The sequence below is a fragment of the Streptomyces odonnellii genome (genome assembly GCF_000981895.1).
Lineage (GTDB): Bacteria > Actinomycetota > Actinomycetes > Streptomycetales > Streptomycetaceae > Streptomyces > Streptomyces odonnellii.
This window is the reverse complement of record NZ_LATD01000073.1, coordinates 21,236-41,442: the sequence shown is the minus strand read 5'-3', so window position 1 is coordinate 41,442 and position 20,207 is coordinate 21,236. Positions and strand designations below refer to the sequence as shown.

General features: G+C 69.1%; 19 protein-coding genes and 4 pseudogenes. 6 read left to right on the top strand and 17 right to left on the bottom strand.

All coding sequences use genetic code 11. The features are described from left to right. Positions 1–940: 940 nt before the first annotated feature. Positions 941–1,228: pseudogene (locus tag WH07_RS41730) on the top strand (helix-turn-helix domain-containing protein); the annotation flags it as partial. A 111-nt stretch (positions 1,229–1,339) separates the two neighbouring features. Here the strand turns inward: WH07_RS41730 and WH07_RS37295 are convergent. Next, complete coding sequence (locus WH07_RS37295; protein ID WP_079023073.1) at positions 1,340–1,663, bottom strand: AzlD domain-containing protein; 324 nt, start codon at positions 1,661–1,663, stop codon at positions 1,340–1,342. Next, positions 1,660–2,340 (bottom strand): AzlC family ABC transporter permease, encoded by a 681-nt coding sequence (locus tag WH07_RS08700; RefSeq protein WP_046497436.1) that lies wholly within the window; start codon positions 2,338–2,340, stop codon positions 1,660–1,662. The genes WH07_RS37295 and WH07_RS08700 overlap by 4 nt, the downstream gene beginning before the upstream one ends. Before the next feature lie 65 nt (positions 2,341–2,405). On the opposite strand from WH07_RS08700, the gene WH07_RS08695 reads away from it, so the two are divergent. Beyond that, a complete protein-coding gene (locus WH07_RS08695; RefSeq protein ID WP_046497433.1) occupies positions 2,406–2,978 on the top strand; it encodes a helix-turn-helix domain-containing protein in 573 nt (190 codons plus the stop codon). A gap of 167 nt (positions 2,979–3,145) precedes the next feature. On the opposite strand, the gene fabG is transcribed toward WH07_RS08695, so the two are convergent. From fabG to WH07_RS08650, 9 genes and pseudogenes are all read right to left on the bottom strand, one after another. Continuing rightward, entirely contained in the window at positions 3,146–3,865 is a 720-nt protein-coding gene (gene fabG, locus WH07_RS08690; protein ID WP_046497430.1) for a 3-oxoacyl-[acyl-carrier-protein] reductase, read from the bottom strand. A gap of 57 nt (positions 3,866–3,922) precedes the next feature. After that, positions 3,923–5,005, bottom strand: a complete 1,083-nt coding sequence (locus tag WH07_RS08685) for a branched-chain amino acid aminotransferase (RefSeq protein ID WP_046497428.1) — start codon at positions 5,003–5,005, stop codon at positions 3,923–3,925. A gap of 28 nt (positions 5,006–5,033) precedes the next feature. Further along, positions 5,034–6,626, bottom strand: a complete 1,593-nt coding sequence (locus WH07_RS08680) for an acyl-CoA carboxylase subunit beta (protein WP_046497426.1) — start codon at positions 6,624–6,626, stop codon at positions 5,034–5,036. A 156-nt stretch (positions 6,627–6,782) separates the two neighbouring features. Beyond that, a pseudogene (locus tag WH07_RS08675) lies at positions 6,783–7,622 on the bottom strand (fumarylacetoacetate hydrolase family protein); the annotation flags it as partial. Continuing rightward, positions 7,619–8,023 carry an acyl-CoA thioesterase gene (locus WH07_RS08670; protein WP_046497425.1) on the bottom strand — a complete coding sequence of 135 codons (405 nt, stop codon included), beginning with the start codon at positions 8,021–8,023 and terminating at the stop codon, positions 7,619–7,621. The pseudogene WH07_RS08675 and the gene WH07_RS08670, both read right to left, overlap by 4 nt. Positions 8,024–8,029: 6 nt before the next feature. Continuing rightward, entirely contained in the window at positions 8,030–9,889 is a 1,860-nt protein-coding gene (locus WH07_RS08665) for an acyl-CoA dehydrogenase family protein (protein WP_046497422.1), read from the bottom strand. A gap of 38 nt (positions 9,890–9,927) precedes the next feature. Further along, positions 9,928–11,148 carry a beta-ketoacyl-[acyl-carrier-protein] synthase family protein gene (locus WH07_RS08660; RefSeq protein ID WP_046497420.1) on the bottom strand — a complete coding sequence of 407 codons (1,221 nt, stop codon included), beginning with the start codon at positions 11,146–11,148 and terminating at the stop codon, positions 9,928–9,930. After that, a complete protein-coding gene (locus tag WH07_RS08655; protein ID WP_046497418.1) occupies positions 11,148–11,387 on the bottom strand; it encodes an acyl carrier protein in 240 nt (79 codons plus the stop codon). The genes WH07_RS08660 and WH07_RS08655 overlap by 1 nt, the downstream gene beginning before the upstream one ends. Before the next feature lie 38 nt (positions 11,388–11,425). Next, positions 11,426–12,445: a beta-ketoacyl-ACP synthase III gene (locus tag WH07_RS08650; protein ID WP_046497416.1), complete on the bottom strand. Its 1,020-nt coding sequence runs from the start codon at positions 12,443–12,445 to the stop codon at positions 11,426–11,428. Positions 12,446–12,619: 174 nt separating this feature from the next. On the opposite strand from WH07_RS08650, the gene WH07_RS08645 reads away from it, so the two are divergent. Beyond that, positions 12,620–13,993 carry an FAD-binding oxidoreductase gene (locus tag WH07_RS08645; RefSeq protein WP_046497414.1) on the top strand — a complete coding sequence of 458 codons (1,374 nt, stop codon included), beginning with the start codon at positions 12,620–12,622 and terminating at the stop codon, positions 13,991–13,993. 226 nt (positions 13,994–14,219) lie between these two features. Here WH07_RS08645 and WH07_RS08640 read toward each other — a convergent pair whose 3' ends face one another. Continuing rightward, on the bottom strand, positions 14,220–14,726 hold the full coding sequence (locus WH07_RS08640; protein ID WP_046497413.1) for a MarR family winged helix-turn-helix transcriptional regulator: 507 nt from the start codon (positions 14,724–14,726) through the stop codon (positions 14,220–14,222). 114 nt (positions 14,727–14,840) lie between these two features. On the opposite strand from WH07_RS08640, the gene WH07_RS08635 reads away from it, so the two are divergent. Beyond that, on the top strand, positions 14,841–15,266 hold the full coding sequence (locus WH07_RS08635) for a Rid family hydrolase (RefSeq protein ID WP_046497411.1): 426 nt from the start codon (positions 14,841–14,843) through the stop codon (positions 15,264–15,266). A gap of 60 nt (positions 15,267–15,326) precedes the next feature. On the opposite strand, the pseudogene WH07_RS41000 reads toward WH07_RS08635, so the two are convergent. Then, positions 15,327–15,749 (bottom strand): annotated as a pseudogene (locus tag WH07_RS41000) (MmyB family transcriptional regulator); the annotation flags it as partial. 58 nt (positions 15,750–15,807) lie between these two features. Between WH07_RS41000 and WH07_RS40995 the strand changes: the two are divergent. Further along, on the top strand, positions 15,808–16,056 hold the full coding sequence (locus WH07_RS40995) for a hypothetical protein (protein WP_046497409.1): 249 nt from the start codon (positions 15,808–15,810) through the stop codon (positions 16,054–16,056). A 126-nt stretch (positions 16,057–16,182) separates the two neighbouring features. On the opposite strand, the gene WH07_RS08625 is transcribed toward WH07_RS40995, so the two are convergent. The 4 genes and pseudogenes from WH07_RS08625 to WH07_RS40985 all read right to left on the bottom strand — a co-directional run bounded on the left by WH07_RS08625 (position 16,183) and on the right by WH07_RS40985 (position 18,575). Then, the gene (locus tag WH07_RS08625; RefSeq protein ID WP_046497407.1) at positions 16,183–16,761 is read right to left on the bottom strand and encodes a GNAT family N-acetyltransferase; all 579 of its coding nucleotides are present in this window, start codon (positions 16,759–16,761) and stop codon (positions 16,183–16,185) included. 159 nt (positions 16,762–16,920) lie between these two features. Next, positions 16,921–17,160, bottom strand: a pseudogene (locus tag WH07_RS37285) (IS630 family transposase); the annotation flags it as partial. 66 nt (positions 17,161–17,226) lie between these two features. Next, entirely contained in the window at positions 17,227–17,826 is a 600-nt protein-coding gene (locus WH07_RS40990) for a hypothetical protein (protein WP_232788781.1), read from the bottom strand. Beyond that, on the bottom strand, positions 17,784–18,575 hold the full coding sequence (locus WH07_RS40985; protein WP_232788780.1) for a COG1361 family protein: 792 nt from the start codon (positions 18,573–18,575) through the stop codon (positions 17,784–17,786). The genes WH07_RS40990 and WH07_RS40985 overlap by 43 nt, the downstream gene beginning before the upstream one ends. A gap of 487 nt (positions 18,576–19,062) precedes the next feature. Here WH07_RS40985 and WH07_RS08615 point away from each other — a divergent pair, with 487 nt between their 5' ends. Continuing rightward, the gene (locus WH07_RS08615) at positions 19,063–19,959 is read left to right on the top strand and encodes an arginase family protein (protein ID WP_046497405.1); all 897 of its coding nucleotides are present in this window, start codon (positions 19,063–19,065) and stop codon (positions 19,957–19,959) included. The last annotated feature ends 248 nt before the right edge of the window (positions 19,960–20,207 follow it).

The following is a 20,207-nucleotide window of genomic DNA, read 5'->3' as shown; positions in this document are numbered from 1 at the left end:
GGACAGTCCAACACAATCCTCGCGCGAAGGGGAGACCGCCGCTCCCGCTCCGCCGACGACTTCACGTGAGACGGCAAGGTTCCGGTGTCGCACCCGGCCTGGTGTCTCCGTAGGTCAGGGCAAGCCCTGGCAGCAGGGTCGAATGAGACAGGACGGTTGCGGTCGGTGTCGGACCAGATGCCGGGGGCGGCGAGGTGGGGCTGGCGGGCTGCGGGACCGCGAAAGGTCCGGACGGCCGCGTCGTTCGCCGCACTGTGGGCAGCCCAGGTCAAGGCCCTTCTCACGGCACCAAGTCACACCGGCGTCCCGCCCCCCCCGTCATCCAATGGTGCGTAAGAGGTTCGAGTGCTCGCAGTACTTCGAGTGCTCGCGGTACATGGTGAAAACATCATCTACGACATGATGGAGAAGGGCATCGGTGAAGCCGCCCGGTCGGCGCGACTGGCTTTTCCCGGAGGGCGGGTTCCAGGACGTGAAGCGGATCTTATTCCGGCCCCGTCGGTCCGGATCCCGTATACGGTATGACGATGGCCCCGTGGCGATTCGCGGCAGGAGGCCTTCCTTCGTCGAAGGCCTCCGAAGACCGTCGAACGCCACCGGAGACCGAATTCTTTCGGCGAGTGCGACAGGGAATCGGAACCGGGGCATCCGGGCCCGGTGAATAAACCGTTCATCCGGTTTCAAATACGTGGTGCTCGGTCGCGCATGGCCCGGATAATCGTATCCTCGCAGGCCAAGGGCTTCTCCAGCAAGGGAAGACCCGCGAATCACCCATGGATTTTGGCATTTTCCACTGTCAAGGTGCACTTGTCAGTCGGACATCAAGCACACTCAGCCATCGTCACCAGTGGGGATTCCTCTGAATGATCCACGTTGGTTGACTGCGTCTTGTTACAGGGATCGACAAACGACACGCCAGGGGATATGGGGAGACGCGGATATGGAAAGGAACGGCGAGTGGAGACAAGACCTGCCGATGGATGTCGACGAGGGTGTAAGACTCGCGGTGATTGCCGCATTCGGCCGGACGAGTTCCGTATCCAGTGGGCTGAAGGAGATCCGTGCGAAGATCTCGGATCTGTCCGTGCGCGAGCTGGAGGTCTTCCGGGCGCTGGGTGAGGGCGAGTCGAACAGGATGATCGCGACCCGGCTCGCCGTCACGGAACGCACGGTCAAGGCCCATGTGGCCCGGATACTGGCGAAGCTGCGCGTCGAGTCCCGGCTCCAGGCGGGGATCGTCGCCTTCGCCTGGGCGCTCTCCCTCGACGACGGAGGTCCGGGCGCGCGGCTGCCGATACGCTCCGCGCCGCCCCCCGGCTCAGGTGGCGAGGGCCACCCGCTACGGAACGCCCAGCAGCCGCAGAACGGCGGTGAAGGCGGCAGCGGTCAGCACCACGACCAGGAAGGGCATTTTGCGCCAGGCGAGGACACCCGCGACCACGACCCCTGCCGGGCGGGCGATTCCGGCCGGACCGTGCCCTTCCATCAGAGCCGTTGTGGCGACGAGTGAGGCGAGCAGGACGATGGCCGACGTCTCCATCAGCCTCTCGGCCTGTGGCGGGAAGTTGATCCGGCTGCGCAGGGCCGGGCCGGCGAGCCGGAAGGCGAAGGTCCCCGCGGCGAGCACCAGCATCGCCACGATCAGGGAGATCTGACTGCTCATCGGCTCGCCTTCTTTCGCACGGTGGTGGTCGTGGTCAGTGCGACCAGCGCCAGCAGAACGGGCAGGCCCGCGGGCAGGAAGGGGGTGGTGGCCAGGGCGATCACGGCGCCGGCCAGAGCCGCCCGGCGCTTCTCCCGTTCACGGAAGGCCGGAAGGATCAGAGCCAGCAGGATGGCCGGGAACATCGCGTCGAGCCCGAAGGCGTCGGTGTCCTCGATGACGGTACCGATCAGGCCCCCCGCCACCGCGCCGAGCGGCCAGCAGATCAGGATGCCGAGGCCGCACGCCCAGTAGGCGGCGCGCTTGCGGGACAGGCCCTCCTGGGCCAGAGCGAAGACGACGGTCTCGTCATTCATCAGATGGGTGCCGAGCAGACGTCGCCAGCCGTGCCCGAGGACGTCGGGCACGGCCAGCCCGAACGGGACATGGCGCGCGTTGACCAGCAGGCCCGCCAGCACCGCGGCGATCGGGCTGCCACCGGCCGCGATGATCCCGATGAACAGGAACTCCGAGGACGCCGCGACCACCAGCAGGCCCAGTAACACCGGTAACCAGAGCGGGAATCCGGACGTGACGGCGATGGCGCCGTACGAGAGGCCGATGACGCCGACGGCCAGGCACACCAGCGCGATGTCCCGCAGCAGCCCTCGGTCGAGCGTTCTCCATATCGAATGCATAGAGAGTAGAATGAACATTCCCTGATGGTTCGTCAAGACGAACATGCGACCGCTGGAGCGAACGAATGGTGCAGGAAGTGCCTCTGCCGGCCAAGCCCCCACTGGCGTCCATCGCCTCCGGTCTCCGCCGGGAGCGCGTCAGGGCCTCGCTGTCACTCAGCGAGGTCGCCCGCCAGGCCGGGATCTCCAAGTCCACCCTGTCCCAACTGGAGTCGGGCAGCGGCAATCCCAGCCTGGAGACCCTGTGGGCGTTGTGCGTGGCCCTGAACGTACCCTTTTCCCGTCTCCTCGACCCGCCCCAGCCGCAGGTCCAGGTCATCAGAGCCGACGAGGGGGCGGCGGTGGCCGCCGCCGGGGCGGACTACCGGGCGACCCTGCTCTCGGCCTGCCCGCCCGGCGCGCGCCGCGACGTCTACCGCATCGACGCGGAACCGGGCACCGTCCGCGCCTCGGACCCGCATATGCCGGGCGTGGTGGAGCACGTCCTGCTGGCGAGCGGCCGGGCCCTGGTCGGAGTGGCCGACGCCCCGGTGGAAATCAACGCGGGCGACTACGTCGCCTACCCGGCGGATCTCGCCCATGTCTTCGAGGCCCTGGCCCCGTCGACCAGGGCCGTGCTCATCTCGGAGCACATCTGACGTCCCTGACCGGCCGTACGGCGGACGGCCCCGTCCCGGACACCCGTCGGCGGAGCCGCCCCCGGCTGCAAGACCCGTGAGGCCCAGCATGACCCGTGGGTTTCAGACCCTGTCCGGTGTCGCGAAGTCGCGGTGTCGCCCACGAAGAAACGCCGGACAGGGCTCGCTCAGTGCCCCATGCCCAGCCCGCCGTCCACGGGAATGACCGCGCCCGTGATGTACGAGGCCTCCTCCGAGGCAAGGAAGCGCACCACGGCGGCGACCTCGTCGGGCCGCGCGTAACGGCCGAGCGGCACCTGCCCCACGATCTTCGCGCGCCGTGTCTCGCCGAGCGCCCTGGTCATATCGGTGTCCACGAAACCGGGGGCGACGACATTGAACGTGATGTCGCGCGAACCGAGTTCCCGGGCCAGCGACCGAGCGAAGCCGACCATCCCCGCCTTGGAAGCGGCGTAGTTGGCCTGCCCGGCCGTGCCGGACAGGCCGACGACCGAGGAGATCAGCACGACCCTCCCCCTTCTGGCCGCCATCATGCCGCCGCAGGAGCGCCTGACGACCCGGAAGGCCCCGGTGAGGTTCGTGTCGATCACGGAGGTGAAGTCCTCCTCGGACATCCGCATCAGCGAACAGTCCTTGGTGATACCGGCGTTCGCCACCAGCACCTCCACCGGACCGTGTTCCTCCTCCACCTTCTTGAACGCCCACTCGACCTGGTCGCCGTCGGTGATGTCGCACCGGACGGGGAGACAGCCCCGGGCGGTGAGGTCCTCGGGCGGTTCACCGGCACGGTGGGTGAAGGCGACCCTGTCGCCGGCGTCGGCGAACGCGTGCGCCACGGCGATGCCGATGCCGCGGTTTCCTCCGGTGACAAGAACCGAGCGGTTCAATGTGAGCCCCCTTCGATGCGGTTGCGGGCCGGGCTGGTCAGGGCCCGGGGAGACCGGTCAGGCGATCTTGTGTACCCAGCCGTGCTGATCGAGGCGCTCGCCGTACTGAATTCCCATCAGTTCCTCGCGCAGCCGCAGGGTCACCGGCCCCGGTTCGCCGTCGCCGATGACCCAGGTCTCGTCACCCCGCTTGAACCGTCCGACCGGGGTGATCATCGAGGAGGTGCCGCACGAGAAGACCTCCGTCAGCTCGCCCGACTCCGTGTCCGCGCACCACTGGTCCGCGCTGATCCGCTCCTCCGACGCCGGATAGCCGAGGTCGCGGGCCAGCGTCAGCAGGGAGTCCCGCGTGATCCCGTCCAGCAGTGTCCCGGTCAGCTCGGGGGTCACCAGCCGGTCCCCGTAGACGAAGAACATATTGCTGGTGCCCATCTCGTCGATCCAGCGGCGCTCCTTGGCGTCGAGCCAGACGACCTGGTCACAGCCCTGTTCCGCGGCCTGCCGCATGGCCACCAGGGTGCCCGCGTAGTTGCCGCCGCACTTGGCGGCTCCCGTACCCCCGTCCGCGGCACGTGTGTACTCCGTCGACAGCCATACGGACACCGGCTTGACGCCGTCCTTGAAGTACGCGCCGGAGGGCGAGGCGATCACGACGAACAGATAGGCGTTGGAAGGGCGGTAGAAACCCAGCGACGGCTGTGTCGCGATCATGAACGGTCGGAGATAGAGGCTGTGTCCCTGCCGCGACGGCACCCAGTCGCGGTCGGCGTCCACCAGTAGCCGCAGCGCGTCGAGGAAGGCCTGCTCGGGGAGTTGGGGCATCGCCATCCGGGCGGACGAGCGGTTCAGCCGCGCCGCGTTGGCGTCGGGCCGGAAGATCGCGATCGACCCGTCGGGGCGCCGGTAGGCCTTCAGCCCCTCGAAGATCTCCTGTCCGTAGTGGAAGACCTGGGTCGAGGGATCGAGGACGAGCGGCCCGTACGGACGCAGCAGGGCGTCGTGCCAGCCGCGCTCCTCCGTCCAGCTGATCGTCACCATGTGATCGGTGAAGGTGTCCCCGAAGGAAGGCGCGGACAGCAGCCGTTCCCGCTCGGCGTCGGGTAAGCGTTCGGCGGTCTGCGTGGTGAATTCCATGGTCATGCGGGTGCCTCCGGGCGGTTCGTTCCGGTCACATGGGTGGGTTGCCGTGCTTGCGTGACGGCGGCTCGGCGTGTTTGGTCCGCAGCATCGCCAGCGCCCGGACGAGCACACCGCGGGTGCCCGCCGGATCGATGACATCGTCGACCAGACCACGTTCGGCAGCGTAATAGGGATGCATCAGCTCCGCCTTGTACTCCTTCACCACTCGGGCCCGCACACCCTCGGGGTCCTCGGCGTCGGCGATCTGCTTGCGGAAGATGACATTGGCGGCACCCTCGGCGCCCATCACGGCGATCTCGTTGGTGGGCCAGGCGTACGACAGGTCGGAGCCGATGGAACGGGAGTCCATCACGATGTACGCGCCGCCGTAGGCCTTGCGCAGGATCAACTGGATACGCGGCACGGTGGCGTTGCAGTACGCGTACAGCAGCTTGGCACCGTGCCGGATGATCCCGCCGTGCTCCTGGTCGACCCCCGGCAGGAAGCCCGGCACGTCCACCAGGGTGAGCAACGGGATGTTGAACGAGTCGCACATCTGCACAAAGGCAGCCGCCTTCTCGCTGGCGCGGGCGTCGAGCACCCCCGCGTACGCGAGCGGCTGGTTGGCGACGATACCCACCGTGCCGCCGCCCACCCGGGCCAGAGCGCACAGCACATTGGTCGCCCAGAGTTCGTGGACCTCCAGATACTCGCCGTCGTCGACGAGTTCCGCGATGACCGAGCGCATGTCGTACGGCAGCCGGCCGTTGGCGGGGACGAGGTCCAGCAGCGCTTCGCTGCGGCGGTCCGCGGGATCCGTGGTCGCCCGCGACGGCGGGTGTTCGAGATGGTTGGCGGGCAGCAGTGACAGCAGATACCGCACATCCGCCAGACAGGCCCGCTCGTCGTCGTAGGCGAAGTGGGCCACCCCCGACTTCTCGGCGTGCACATCCGCCCCGCCGAGTCCGTCCTGGGTGATCTTCTCGCCGGTGACGGCCCTGACGACGTCCGGACCCGTGATGAACATCTGGGAGGTGTCGCGGACCATGAACACGAAGTCCGTCAGCGCCGGAGAGTACGCCGCGCCGCCCGCGCACGGGCCCAGCATCACGCTGATCTGCGGGATCACCCCGGACGCCTTGGTGTTGCGCTGGAAGATGCCGCCGTAGCCGGCCAGCGCCAGGACGCCTTCCTGGATGCGCGCGCCCGCCCCGTCGTTGAGCGAGACCACCGGCGCGCCCGCGGCCAGGGCCATGTCCATGATCTTGTGGATCTTGGTGGCATGGGCCTCGCCCAGCGCGCCGCCGAAGATACGGAAGTCATGCGCGTAGACGAAGACCGTACGTCCCTCGACGGTTCCCCAGCCGGTGACGACACCGTCGGTGTGAGGTCTCCGGTGCTCCAGGCCGAAGCCGCTCGCGCGGTGTCTACGGAGCTGTTCGACCTCGTTGAAGGAACCCTCGTCCAGCAGCAGGTCGATCCGTTCACGAGCGGTCAGTTTGCCCTTGGCGTGCTGGGCCTCGGTGGCGCGCGCACTCGGACCCTCGCTGGCCTGGCTCTTGATCGCGAGCAGCTCCGCCACCCGGCCCCGGCTGTCCGTGCCGAGTGCGTTTCCGTCGGCTGTCCGCTCCGAAACGGTCATGTCCTACTGCCCCCCGTCCTTGGTCGGCACTGCAATTGCGCTGCTGAGTACGGACGGCCCGCCGGGTACGGACGACTCGCCCGGTACGGACGGCTCGGCGTGTCCCGTGCCGGCGGAGCGGCGCGCCGTGAGGCCACGGCGGGCGGCCACACACCTCTGGCGCTGCGCGCCCAGGCCCGCCACCTCGGCCTCGACCACATCACCCTCGCGCAGATAGGGCGTGCCGGGACGGCCGAGGGCGATACCGGCAGGAGAGCCGGTGAGCACGACATCGCCGGGCAGCAGGACGAAGAACTGGCTGAGATACCAGACGAGATACGGGACGTCGAAGACCATGTCGGCGGTGCCGGCGTCCTGCATGAGACGGCCGTTGACCCGGCACGTCAGCCGCATGTCGCGCGTGTCCCCGGCTTCGTCGGGGGTCACCAGAAGGGGACCGAGCGGGCCGAACGACTCGAATGACTTTCCCTTGACCCACTGGCCGCCCCGCTCCAGCAGCGCGCTCCGCTCGGAGATGTCGTTGGCCGTGCAGTAACCCGCCACGTACGAGAGGGAGTCGGCCGGACCGGACAGATACTGGGCCCGGCGGCCGATCACCACCGCCAGTTCGACCTCCCAGTCCGTCCGGTCACCGCCCGGCGGCAGGATCAGGTCGTCGTACGGACCGGCCGTCGCCGAGGGCGCCTTGGTGGCCACGATCGGCTCGGCCGGCAGTTCCATACCGGCCTCGGCCGCGTGCCGGCGGTAGTTGAGCCCGATGGTCATCAGATGTCCGCCCGGACGGACGGGAGGACCGACCCGCTCCGCCGTCAGATCCACGGCGGGCAGGGTCGCGGCCTTCCGGGCGAGCCGGCGGGCGGTCCCGGACAGCGCTTCCGGATCGAGCTGTTCCCCGGCCCAGTCCGGTACCCACGCCGACAGGTCGCGTACGACCTCGTCGGGGCCGACGGCGCACGGGCGTTCCTCACCGGCCGGCCCGATCCGAAGCAGCCTCATGCCGCGTACTTCCCGAAGAAGGCCGTCTCCTCGGGGGTGAGCCGCCGGGGCCGGCCCCGCCGGTAGTCGAACGGAGCCATCACCGTGGAGGCCACGGCGTAGATCCTGTCGCCGTCCTTGACCTCGTAGTCGATGGTCACCGTGGCCGACTCCAGTCCGCTGACCCACATCTCGATGTCCACCGGTTCGTGGCGGTGGACAAGCTGCCTGCGGTAGCTGATCTCGTGCCGGACGACGACCGAACCGTCCTTGAAGAAGGCGTCACCCTCGGTGGGACCCATACGGAACACGAAGTCGACCCGTGCCTCTTCGAGATAGCGCAGGAAGACCACGTTGTTGACGATCCCGTAGACATCCATGTCCGCCCAGCGGAGCGGGCAGCGGTAGAGATGGCGTGCCATGGCGGCTCAGCTCCTCGCCGGTGTCAGGGGTTCGGCGGGCCCGCGCCGGCCGGCGGGCACCGCGTCGGCGACCGCCTGGAAGGAGGCCACGTAGTCGTCGGCCGCGATCGGCGCCCGCAGCAGCTCCGGGGAGAGCTGGAAACCGTCGATCAGGGTCTCCGCGTGGGGGAGCACCCCGGCGCACAGCGCGTCGATCTCCGCGGGGATCGCCTCCACCTGCGGGGCCGTCAGGGCGCCGCGGGCCAGATACCAGCCGGAGTCCCGCTGGATCTCGGTGAGGCCGTAGAGGGCGATGAGAAGTTCCAGAGCCTCCCGCACCTCGGAGGTCCTGGCGCGCGCCGCAGCGGCCCGGAAGCTCTCCACCGCCACCCGGACCCCGCGCGTACGGGCCATCGCCAGGGCGCTGTTCATGCTGCCGTTCCACGCTTCGAGATAGGTGCGCTCGCCGGACTCGTCGGTCATCGCCTCGCGCGCGGTGTGCAGCAGACTCTCCTCCCGGTACCGCAGGAGGTCGGTGTGCAGCGCCGAGTGCCGCAGTCCGCGCCCGTCCCGGGCCGGCGGCTCGGGGGCCGGCCGGTCGTCGCGCTGGGCGAGCATCTGGCCGGCCGTGGTCGCGAGCAGGACCTGGTTGTCGCCCTCGGCCGTCACGAGCCCCTGGAGCAGCGAGCCGTAGTCCGCGATCCGGTTCACACTGAAGATGCCCTGGGCCCCGCAGCGCTCCCGGCAGGTGGCTATCACGTCGGTCATCTCCCAGGTGGAGAGCGCCTTGGTGATCGAGATCAGGTTGTTCAGCTCGGCCGGGATGCTCTCCGGGGACACCAGGAACGTCCGCTTGACGTGGTTGAGCAGGAACGTCATCGCGTAGACCTTCGCCAGCGCGGTGAACAGCGCGAGCTGGTGGCTGCGGTACTCGATGACCGGCAGGTCGTTGCGGCCGGGGGCGTTGGTCAGCCGCCGGGAGGCGTAGCGGAGCGCGATGTAGACGCTCGCCCGTCCGGCGCCGACCGCGGAGCTGGAGACACAGAGCCGGCCGGGCTGTATCCGGCTCATCGCCCTCAGGAACCGCTTGCGCTGATTGCCCCCGGAGGGCCGGAAGGTGCCGTCCTCGGCGAACGCTCCCATGTCCCCCAGCAGCAGGTTGCGGCGCGGGACACGGACGTGATCGAACCAGGTGACGCCGTTGTCCAGCCCCTGCACCGGCTTCTCCGGGCAGGCGGCGGCGTGCACCCCGGCGCACAGACCGTCGCGGTCACTGATCCGCACGATGAAGGGAAACACCCCGTGGTCCTTGCCGTCCGCCTTCAGCCGTGCCATCACCACGGCGATCTTCGGGATGTCCTGGAAGCCGCTGTACGACATGAACTTCTGGGCGAGCGGGTCCGGCGTGTTCAGTACGAAGGTCTCGCTCGCGCGGTCGTAGACCGCCTCGGTGCGCATCGCCGCGACATTGTTGCCGTACCCCAGCTCGGTCGCCATGTAAGGCCCGAACGACTCCAGGTTGTCCAGCTCGTCGAAGTAGTCCTTCAGATCCGGCCGGTCGGCGCCGTGATCGACGACCGTGCCGAAACAAAGGTTGTAATGGACCATCAGAAGGGAGAACGTCGACACGTCGAGCAGCGAGGGCCATTCCGCCAGGGCGAACAGCCGACGCGGGTTGCGTACGATCTCCACCGGCCGCTCCAGCCGGCTGTGCAGGTACCGGGACCGCTCATAGGCGAGCCGGCCCGACTCGGCCAGGGTCAGTCCCTCGCGGGCGTCGAAGACCGGGTCGAGCAGCGCCGCCCGGATGTCCTCGTGCACCTGCTCGTACGTACCGTCGAAGACCAAGTCGGCCAGATCGGCGCGGTGGACGTCGTTGCTGGTCATCGGGGCTAGCCCTCCATGGGTTCGGGGCGTACGGAGTGTCAGGCGGCTATCAGCAGGGCCGTGTTCTGGCCCCCGAATCCGAAGGAGTTGCTGAGGGCCACCTCCACGGGGCCGTGCCGCGCGGCCTTGTGGACGAGATCGATGTCCATCGCCGGGTCGGGGGCGGTGAGATTCGCCGTGGGGGGAATCACCCCGTGGTGGACGGTGAGCGCGGCGGCGGCCGCCTCGATGGCGCCCGCGGCCCCGAGCGGATGTCCGGTCACGCCCTTGGTCGAACTCACCGGTGTTCCGCTGCCGATCAGTTCACGGATGACTCCCGACTCGACGGAGTCGTTGAGCGGGGTCGAGGTGCCGTGCGCGTTGACGTACCGCACATCGCCGCCACTCAGCCCCGCGTCGGCCAGTGCCGCGCGTACGGCCAGTTTGGCGCCGCGGCCCTCGGGGTGGGGAGAGGTGACATGGTGGGCGTCGGCGGAGGCGCCGTAACCGATGACACGGGCGACCGGCCGGGCCCCGCGGGCCCTGGCGTGCTCCTCGGACTCAAGCACGAAGACCCCCGCCCCCTCGCCGAGTACGAACCCGTCCCGGGTGGAGTCGAAGGGCCGGGAGGCCGTGCCGGGGTCGTCCGTCCGCCTCGACAGGGCCCGCATCCTGGCGAAGGCGGACACGTACAGCGGGGTGATGGGAGCCTCGGCTCCGCCGGCGATCACGATGTCCGCCGCGCCCGAACGGATCATGTCCCGGCCGATCCCGATCGCCGAGGCGCCAGAGGCGCAGGCCGTGCAGGGCGCCAGACACGGGCCGTTGGCCCCGACCTCGATGGCCACCTGCCCCGCGGCCATGTTGAGCAGCCCCATCGGCAGGGTCATCGGGGAGACGTCCGAGGGACCGTCCGTGAGCAGTGCGGCGTGCTGGGCCTCCAGAGTCGCGGTACCGCCCGCGCCCGAGCCCATGACCACGGCGACCCGGGAGCTGTCCGGCCAGTTGCCGGCCGTGAGTCCGGCGCCGCTCAGTGCCTCCAGGGTGGCGACCACGGCGAACTGGGTGTAGCGGTCCCACTGCCAGGCACCGCGCAGCCCGAGGCGCGTGGCGGAGAAGTCCGGCACCCGGCAGGCCATGTTCACCGGCAGGGCGTCGAGATCCGGGTGGTGCGCCGCGGTGGAGGTGCCCTCGACGAAGCGGGCCCAGTTGGCCGGTACGCCGATGCCTGCGGGAGTCACCAGTCCGATGCCGGTGATTGCCGCCGCGAATCCACCCATCAGACCTTCACTCCGATTTCCTCGAGCTTGGCGACAACCTCGGAGACCTGTGAGAACTCCGCCATCTGCTCGTCGTCGATATCGGCGCCGAGCCGCTTGCGCAGCGCGGTCACGAGTTCGATCTGTGAAAGGGAGTCGAGCCCCAGATCGTCGAACGTGGATTCCGGGGCGATGGCCTCACGGTCGACACCGAAACGGCTCGCGATGACATCGGCGACGGATTCGAAGAGAGAATTCATTGCGTGTTCTCCTGACAGTGAAAGGGCGGGTGAATCGTTCACTGCACTTCCTCGACCGCGATTTCCGGCCAGGTGAGTGTGGTCGAGCCCCAGGACAGACCCGCGCCGAAGGCCGACAGCAGGACACGGTCGCCCGGCTTGAGGTCACCGCGTACGGCGGCGTGGTTCATCAACAGCGGAATCGACGCGGCCAAGGTATTGCCGACCCGGTCGATGTTGACCGGCGCGCGTCCCTCGGGAAGCTCCAGCTCCTCCGCGACCGCCTGCACGATACGGACATTGGCCTGGTGGCTGATGAAGCTGTCGACGTCTCCGACGGACCAGCCGACGCGGTCGAGCGCGGCACGGGCCGAGACGGACATCCGCTCGACGGCCTGGGTGTAGAGCGGCCTGCCCTCCATCCGGAGGAACCAGTCCTCCTCCGGCACAGCACCGTGGCCCGGACCGGCCGAGGCGGAGCGTTGCCGGGATCCGCCGGCCGGAATGGCCAGCAGATCGGCCAGGGCGCCGTCGCTGCCGAGATCGAACGGTCCCACCGCGCCGGGTTCGTCCGCCGCGCCCCTGCGCAGCACCACGGCGCCCGACCCGTCGCCGAAGATCGGTGCGGTGGTGCGGTCCACCGGATTGACCATGGTGGTGAAGGCCTCGGCGCCGATGAACAGCACGCTGCCCGCCACATCGGAGGCGATCAGCCCGGCGGCCGTCGCGAGACCGTAGACGAAGCCGCTGCACGCCGAGGTCAGATCGAAGGCGGGCACCGTGCCCAGACCGAGCAGGGCGGCCACCTCGGGTGCCACGGCGGGACAGAGCCGGTCGGGGGAGGTGGTGGCCACCACAACGGCGTCCACCGCCGACCCGCCCGCTGACTTCAGCGCCCGCGCGCCCGCCTCCACGGCCAGATCCCGGGTCGACAGACCTCCGGTGACCATGCGCCGTTCACTGATTCCCGTGCGCGTCCTGATCCACTCGTCGGTCGAATCCAGAACCGTGCACAGGTCGTCGTTCGACACCGCATTCGGAGGGATCCACCCCCCGATACCCGCGATTACTGCGGCCATCAGTAATCCCCTTTGATCATTTCCTCATGACTTCTGCGAGCAAGACAGAACGACGTTCCTTCACTGCGCAGCCGCTACTCTCGCACCCTTGTTCCGGGCATCTCAATTGGCCTTTGGTACGTGTACCAAAGGCCAGTCTTGAGCGGCTCGGCAGGCCGTGAATACAGTGCAGGAATGAGTCTGTCTCTCGCGGAACTCGCAGGTGTCCTGCCGAGCGGCCGGGTGATTTCCGACCCCGGCCTGCTGGCCTCGTACGCGCACGACGAGGCGGAGCGGGCGCCGTTCGCCCTGCCCGCGGCGGTCGTACGGCCGCGCACCACCGCCGAGGTGGCGGCGGTCGTCGCCCACTGTGCCGCCCACCGCGTCCCCGTCGTCGCGCGCGGAGCGGGCACCGGGCTGTCCGGCGGCGCCAACGCCGTCGAGGGCTGTGTCGTGGTGTCCTTCGAAGCGATGGACGAGATCGTGCGCATCGATCCCGATGAGCGGCTGGCCGTGGTGCAGCCCGGCGTCGTCAACGAGGATCTGCGGCAGGCGTGTGCGAAGCGGGATCTGTGGTATCCGCCGGACCCGGCGAGCGCCCCGTGGTCCACCATCGGCGGGAACGTCGCCACCAACGCGGGCGGCGTGTGCTGCGTGAAGTACGGGGTCACGCGGGACTACGTCCTCGGCGTGGAGGCGGTCGTCGGAACCGGCGAGGTGGTACGGCTCGGCCGCCGCACCGCCAAGGGCGTCGCCGGATACGACCTGACCGGGCTGATGGTGGGCTCGGAGGGCACCCTGGGCCTGGTCACCGAGGTCACTCTGCGGCTGCGCGGCGCCCGGCCCAGGGAACACACGGTCGTCGGCTACTTCGACGGTCTGCCCGGCGCGGGCCGGGCGGTCGCGGCGGTCATGGCCTCCGGTGTCGTACCCAGCGCGCTGGAACTGGTGGACCGGTTCTGTCTCCGCGCGGTCGACGACTGGAAACGGATGGGCCTCACCGACGCGGGTGACGTCCTGCTGCTCGCCCGGTGCGACGCCCCGGGCGCGGCGGGCGTCGAGGAGGCGGAGACGGTGCTGGCTGCCTTCCAGGAAACCGGTGCCACCTGGAGCGCCCGCTCCAGCGACGAGGCCGAGGCGGACGCCCTGTTCACCGCGCGCCGACTGGTGTATCCGGCGCTGGAACGCCTGGGGTCCGTCCTCACCGAGGACGTCTGTGTGCCGCGCACACTGGTGCCCGAGATGCTGGGACGCGTCGAGCGCATCGCCGCCGAGCACGACATCCGTATCGCGAGTCTGGCGCACGCCGGGGACGGCAATCTACACCCGATGGTGCTCGTCCCGCGTGGCGACGAGCGGGCCGGCGCGCGAGGGAACGAGGCGCTCGAACGTGTCGTGGCCGAGGCCATAGCCCTGGGCGGCACGGTGACCGGCGAACACGGGGTGGGGCTGCTCAAGATGCGCGGGCTGGCAGCGGAGTTCAGCCCCGAGGTGATCGCAATGCACCGTGCCGTCAAGGGCGCGTTGGACACGGCAGGCATCTTCAACCCGGGCAAGGTCTTCGTCTAGGCCACGTCCAGGCCTTGTCCGGCGGGTCTTCGCGGGGCCGCGACGTCCGGCACGGCACCTCGCCGCGGTGTCGGGTGTCGGTGTCGCCCGAGTACGGCCGGGCCATCCACGCCGGCGAGCCTCCGCCTTGCGACCGCACGCACCATTCGCCTTGCGACCGCACGCGCCAGACGCCGCCCCGCCCGGCCCGGCCTCCGGCCGAACGATGCCACTGCGAAGGCACGCTCTAGCGGAAGTCCACGGGGCGGATCCGGAGTTTCTCGGCTATACGGGTCAGCGCCTTCTGGTCGGCCACGCTGAGCTGGTCGAGAACCATGCTGCGTACGGCACGGAGATGGGTGGGCGCCGCACGCCGCACGACGGAAAACCCCTCCTCGGTGAGCGCTGCGAGAATGTAGCGGCCGTTGTCGGGGTCGGGGGAACGCTCCACCCAGGCCCGCTGCTCGAAGCGTTTCATCACGTTGGACAGCCGGGAAGGAGAGCCACCGGCGAGATACGCGAGGTCGCCCATCCGCAGCCGCTGCTGCGGAGCCTCGGACATGTGGCTGAGCACGAGGTACTCGAACAGCGTGATGCCGTGCTCCCGGCGCAGTGGTGACTCCAGCTTGCCCGGCAGCAGCATGGCCAGCGAGACCACGCCGGTCCACGCCTCCTTCTCATCCGGGTCGAGCCACCGGAGGTCCTCGCCCTCGTCGTGAGCGTCCCCGCTGTCCGCGCCTCTACCGACCGTCATTCCCACCTCGCGTTCATATGACGCACACCACAGTACTTCACCGTTGAACTCATGTAGCCTGGCTCCAAGGTTGAAATCAAGCATGAAATCACTATTCGCAAGGAGCGTGCCACTATGAGTAACGCTACCTTCCGTGCCACTCCGGGGTACGGCGAGACCCTGCGCAAGGCGCTCGGCTACAGCCAGGCCGTCCGTGTCGACCAGCGTGTCGAGACGTCCGGGCAGGGCGGCTGGGACGACGACCTCAACATCCCCGACAGCATTGAGGAGGAGATCGTCCGGGCCTTCGACAACGTCGAGCGGACGCTCGCGACCTGCGGAGCCACCTGGAAGGACGTCATCCACGTCAACTCGTACCACAAGGTGCCTCAGGGCCAGGACGCCATCGGGCAGGACCACAACGACGTGATGGCCGAACAGTTCCGCGCGCGCCTGGACGGCCGCGCCCCCGTATGGACGCAGACGGGCGTGACCGTCCTCGGGCTGCCCACCATGCGGATCGAGATCCGCGTTACCGCCTTCATCGATGACGGGCGCTGATTCACCGCGTGCCGGATTCTGTTGCCGGCGGTAGCCACTCTCGTAGCCGTAGCGCAGGTCGAGTTCAGCGACGATCGGGTGGTTTAGCCGCGTGAGGCCGGTGTCGCGGCGGCGGACTTCGCGGCGGGTCCGCAGAGTGGCGAACCGCTGGCTGGCGACGGTGAGTTCACCGATGGTTTCGAGCGGTTCAGGTTCGGCGTCGGCGGTGTAGAGCATGGTGCGCAGGCCGGAGACGGCCTTGGCGGTCATGCCGTCCCACTGCAGGTAGAGGCTGCGCATCTCGGGTTCGAGGAAGGCGGCCCGTAGCGGGTTGTGGCCCACCGCGAAGAAGGGGCGCAGCAGCACGGCCAGACGGTTCGCCGGGAAGACGCGTCCGCCGGGCCCCTGGGCGTAGGCGGGGTTGTGCGGCCGGCTATCCAGGAGCGGCTGGAGATCGCCCTGGTTCGTCCGGGTGTGGGTGTGGATGCGCGGTCTCCGGGGCATTTCACAAACCGGCCAGCACCCGGCGACCAGGCACAGGGGCCTGGCGAGGCCGCGTCCGATGCTGCGGCAACTGCCCGACCGCAGCGAGGAGGCCGCGCGGGGGCGGGTGCGTTTCTCCCTGACGCGCTGGGTGCTCACTGCGCGTACGACGTGGCAGGCACGCCGCCGCGCGGCCGCGTACGGGCCCGGCATGGACGCCCGTACCGCCAGGGCCACGGTACGCCTCTCCTCACATCCGGAGGACTACGCCTACCTCCTGCGCCACCTCGACGGTCAGGGCACCGTCGTCCGCGCCGTCTGCCTCTGAATTCGTGATCCGTCCTCCGGGGGCTCCTGATTCCAGGGCGTGCGCGAGGTCGTTTTCGCAAGGTCGACGTCGGCAGTCATGAGACGCGCCGGGCCTTCCGCACAGACGTCAAGGACGCCTCAGGCGTCAGGGGATGGCCGGTCGGTCCCCGTCGGTCGCATCAAGGTGGGGCACAGACAAGGGCGAGTGCCATTCGTATTCGAGGATGCTGAACAACTCGGAGTCTCGCCATCCGTCCCGGATCAGGGCGACGTGTCGGAGCCGGCCCTCCAGTGTCATACCGAGCTTGCGCAGTACGCGGGCCGACGCAACGTTCCGTGGATCGCAGGTCGCATAGATGCGGTGAAGTCCCAACGTCTCGAACCCGTGCCGAAGCAACCCCGTCCCGATCGCTGTCCCCACGCCTGCTCCCCACATCTTCGGATGGACGATGTAGGCGATTTCGCCCTGGCACTGTTCAGTGTTCCGAATGCGCAGCTCTCCCATGCCCACCACAGCCTCCGCGAGACGGGCTGTGAAGGCGAACCTGCTCTGAGGCCCACGGGTCCACGCTTCAACCGCGGAGACCACGAACGCGTGCGTCTGCTCCTCGGTGTTCGGCCCCCAGAGCTGGAAGCGGCAGGCTTCCGGTAAGCAGGCCCAGGCATGCACATCCCGCCAGTCGGTGAGCTCGATCCTGCGCAACGACACCGAATCCCGATCCATGAGCTGATCGTGCCAGCCGCCATCAGACTTTCATCACTCATGCACGCCACCATCCGGCTCCGCCCCTCTCCGCCCGCAACGCATTCTTCGCCGCGGGCATCGCCGTCGCGTACATGAACGCCGCGGGCGAAGGCATCAACGCCCCCTACGGCGCGCTCATTGAGGGTCCAGGCAGGCCAGGCTGATCGTATTGAACCGGTCGATCACATCGCGGACCGTGTCCTCGTCGGCCTGGACCAGCCGGACGATCACCGGAACGCGGTTCCCGCCGGCGGATGTCAGATGCGTCATCGCCCGCCGGTAGCCCACCGAGCCGGTACTGCCCCGACGCACGATCCGCTGCAGCTTCTGCCCCTCCTGGTCAGCTCTGTGCCTGGTGGCGTCTGGGACCGTCGGCAGCGTCCTCCCTGCCGGACGGGGGTTCGGAGCAGCCGTTCGGGCGGCTTGTTCCGAACCCCCGGCTGGTCAGTTGACGGCCAGGACTGCCTTGTTGTTCGTGAGGTCCGGGTCGAAGTCGAAGGGGTACTCGCCGAACTCGCCGAACGAGGGGTGGATGCTCACGGCACCGGTCGCGCCGGGCACAACGGTGTCGACGCGCACGGAGAACGCGAACGTGCGCTGGGTGTCCTCCAGTACCCAGTACCGCAGGTTGCAGTCGTAGCGCGGGGCGCCCGTCTTCTTCGGGTAGTAGCCGCCGTCGAGGGTGTGCGGGGAGCAGCCGGACGGTACGCCGGTGATCGTGGTGCCCTCGGGCACGATCAGCCGGACCTCGGCGGCCGGGTCACCGGAGCCGAGGTTACCCAACCAGGCCGGGCCGTTGTTCTTGAACGTGAGCTCGGCCGTGGCCGTCTGGCCCGCCGCGCCGGAGATGGCGTCACCGGTCACGGAGAAGTCCGCGGTGTTTTCCGCGTCGATCTGGAGGACCGCGTAGTCGTTCCGGGAGTCGAGGTCCTGGGCGTCGTCGCCCGGCTCGACGTCGATGTCGAGCCGCTCGTTCAGCGCGTGCGGGGCGAGTCGCACCGTCAGGGGTTCGGGCAGCTCGAAGGAGTCACCCGGTGCCAGCACCTGGTCGAACGTACAGATGCCGTGTTCGACGGCACGTAGTCGTTGCCGTCCGTCGTGGTGTAGGTGCAGGCGTCGTACCGGGTCAGATCCGTCAGGCCGTACGAGGCGCACAGCTTCACGGTGAACCCGTTCGCGTTCTCGTTGCCGTTGTTGGTGACCTTGAACGGGATCGTCCGCCCGTCGCCGGGCCGGCCGTCCTCGATGTCTGCGACGCGGTCGATGGCGAGGTCGGGCCCAGCGCCGACGGTGAGGGTGGTGTCGAAGCTCTCGCGCGGCGCGGCGGTGGCCGTCGCCTCGTAGGTGATCCTGCCCTGTGCGCCGGCTTCGGCGCCGTCGGCCGCGCGCACCGTCAGGAACACCTGGTCCTCGTAGTCGCCCCCGATCACGGGCACCACGGGGATGCTGCACACCGCGCGCGTGCCACTCGGCGTGCAGTTGCCGGGCCAGGTCACCTCGGCGACCCCGGCGAGGCCGGAGACGTCGACGGTGAGCCTGCCGTCGGTCACCGTGACGTTCTCGTTGTCGTGGTAGATGCCGACGCCGAGAGTGCGGGACTGCGGCTGGCCGCCGTCGGCGCTGAGCGGCAGCGTCTCGTCGTACGGCGCGTTGATCCACAACTGGTCGGTCTGCGGCGGGTCGTCGTCAGCGAACGCGGGCGCGGCGAGGCCGGCAGTCAGCAGACCGGCCGCCACTGCCACGGCGGCGCCGGATCTGAGACGTACCGGGTGTCCCGCAGATAACAGACTCATTGCTACCCCCCCAAGGGTGTCGTAACGCGACTGATGCGCCGGCAGCCCCGGCGCACCGGAAGGGTCATCACATGGCAGGGGATCCCGCCGTGCCCCGGTTTTCCGGCCCTGTTGGAGAACACCCGGCTGGCCAACCCGCCTCGCCTCTCCCGAGGACATCGAGGATCCGGACGGCTGGACCCGTCACCGGCCGAGGCCCTCCGCGCTCACACACGACGCGGAGGGCGGCACCTCCGCCCATGCTCTGCCAGCCCGCCCCCGGCAGGTGCCGAGGCGCGATCCAGCCGCTCGTCGCCCGTGGATGGTTCAGACACTCAGGACTTTGAGACCAGTCCTGTGGTCGGCGTATCGGCCCGACTGCCACTGCCTGACGGCTCTCGCCTTCAGGGAATCGCCACGGGGCACGTGGCCTGGTGCGGACTGCTCTGCTTCTGCGGGCGGTGAAACGCTGTGGCGCGCGCCGCGCCCGCGAGGTCAGAATGGCCGGATGCGCCGCATCGTCGTCATTGACGCCCCGTCCAACCTCGGTCTCCGGCCGCCTGCCGAAGGCACTGTGCCCGGGTGCTACAAGCTGGCGGGCGCGCTGCGTGAACAGCGGCTGGTGCAGCGGATCGGGGCGTACGAGGGCGGGGTCGTCGTGCCGCCCCGCTACGACCGCGGCGGCTGGCGGGAAGGCGACGGCGTGTTCAACGCCGAGGCGATCGCCGCGTACACCCGCAGGCTCGCCGACCGCATCGAGCACCATGTCCGGGCAGGGGACTTCCCGGTCGTCCTGGGCGGGGACTGCTCCATCCAGCTCGGCGCCTCGCTCGCCCTGCGCCGTATCGGGCGGTACGGACTCGCTGTCGTCGACGGATCCGCGGACTTCCGGCACCCCGGGAACTCCGGCCGTATCGGTGCCGCGGCCGGCGAAGAGCTCGCCATCGCGACCGGTCGCGGCCAGGCGGATCTGACGGACCTCGAAGGGCTGCGGCCGTATGTCAGGGACGAGGACGTACGGGTCTTCGGTATCCGGGACTACGACGCGCAACGGGCCGAGCTCACTGAGTTGAAGATCACGAACGCGACGGTCGGGGAGATCAGGAAGTGGGGTGCTGAGGAGCTGGCGGGCGCGGTTGTGCAGACGCTTGAAGTGCCCGTGACCCAAGGGTTCTGGGTGCATCTGGACGCGGATGTGCTGGACCCGTCCGTCATGCCCGCCGTCGACAGCCCCGACCCCGGAGGGCTCATGCCCGACGAACTCGCCCCGCTGCTACGGACCTTGGTGCGATCGGAGCGCTGCGTGGGCTTCAACCTCACCATCTATGACCCCGATCTCGACCCCGACGGGTCCTGCGCGGCTCTCCTCACCGGCCTCCTCCAGGCAGTCTTTGCCCGGCCCTGACCGGGAGCGCGGGCCTGCCCGGCCGGAGAGGGCCGGGCACTGCCATCGTCTGCGAGCTCGGCGCCGTTGTCAGGTGACAGCGGACCTGGACCGTTTCCGGTGGAGTTGGACCGGTGGAGGAGCCGTACCTGACGGCTGTGCTGTTCTCAGCGGGCGAATTGCTCCTCGCCGGCCCAGGTGGCGGACACCCTGGTGGCGCGCTCGTAGAAGCCGACAAGGCGGGCGACGTCGCGCGTGATGATGCGGCT

Bases quoted from the DNA above. Each gene is read 5' to 3' on its own strand.
- WH07_RS37295 (WP_079023073.1), bottom strand. From the start codon at position 1,663: ATGAGCAGTCAGATCTCCCTGATCGTGGCGATGCTGGTGCTCGCCGCG.
- WH07_RS08700 (WP_046497436.1), bottom strand. From the start codon at position 2,340: ATGCATTCGATATGGAGAACGCTCGACCGAGGGCTGCTGCGGGACATC.
- WH07_RS08695 (WP_046497433.1), top strand. From the start codon at position 2,406: ATGGTGCAGGAAGTGCCTCTGCCGGCCAAGCCCCCACTGGCGTCCATC.
- WH07_RS08685 (WP_046497428.1), bottom strand. From the start codon at position 5,005: ATGACCATGGAATTCACCACGCAGACCGCCGAACGCTTACCCGACGCC.
- WH07_RS08680 (WP_046497426.1), bottom strand. From the start codon at position 6,626: ATGACCGTTTCGGAGCGGACAGCCGACGGAAACGCACTCGGCACGGAC.
- WH07_RS08670 (WP_046497425.1), bottom strand. From the start codon at position 8,023: ATGGCACGCCATCTCTACCGCTGCCCGCTCCGCTGGGCGGACATGGAT.
- WH07_RS08665 (WP_046497422.1), bottom strand. From the start codon at position 9,889: ATGACCAGCAACGACGTCCACCGCGCCGATCTGGCCGACTTGGTCTTC.
- WH07_RS08660 (WP_046497420.1), bottom strand. From the start codon at position 11,148: ATGGGTGGATTCGCGGCGGCAATCACCGGCATCGGACTGGTGACTCCC.
- WH07_RS08655 (WP_046497418.1), bottom strand. From the start codon at position 11,387: ATGAATTCTCTCTTCGAATCCGTCGCCGATGTCATCGCGAGCCGTTTC.
- WH07_RS08650 (WP_046497416.1), bottom strand. From the start codon at position 12,445: ATGGCCGCAGTAATCGCGGGTATCGGGGGGTGGATCCCTCCGAATGCG.
- WH07_RS08645 (WP_046497414.1), top strand. From the start codon at position 12,620: ATGAGTCTGTCTCTCGCGGAACTCGCAGGTGTCCTGCCGAGCGGCCGG.
- WH07_RS08640 (WP_046497413.1), bottom strand. From the start codon at position 14,726: ATGACGGTCGGTAGAGGCGCGGACAGCGGGGACGCTCACGACGAGGGC.
- WH07_RS08635 (WP_046497411.1), top strand. From the start codon at position 14,841: ATGAGTAACGCTACCTTCCGTGCCACTCCGGGGTACGGCGAGACCCTG.
- WH07_RS40995 (WP_046497409.1), top strand. From the start codon at position 15,808: ATGCTGCGGCAACTGCCCGACCGCAGCGAGGAGGCCGCGCGGGGGCGG.
- WH07_RS08625 (WP_046497407.1), bottom strand. From the start codon at position 16,761: ATGGATCGGGATTCGGTGTCGTTGCGCAGGATCGAGCTCACCGACTGG.
- WH07_RS40985 (WP_232788780.1), bottom strand. From the start codon at position 18,575: ATGAGTCTGTTATCTGCGGGACACCCGGTACGTCTCAGATCCGGCGCC.
- WH07_RS08615 (WP_046497405.1), top strand. From the start codon at position 19,063: ATGCGCCGCATCGTCGTCATTGACGCCCCGTCCAACCTCGGTCTCCGG.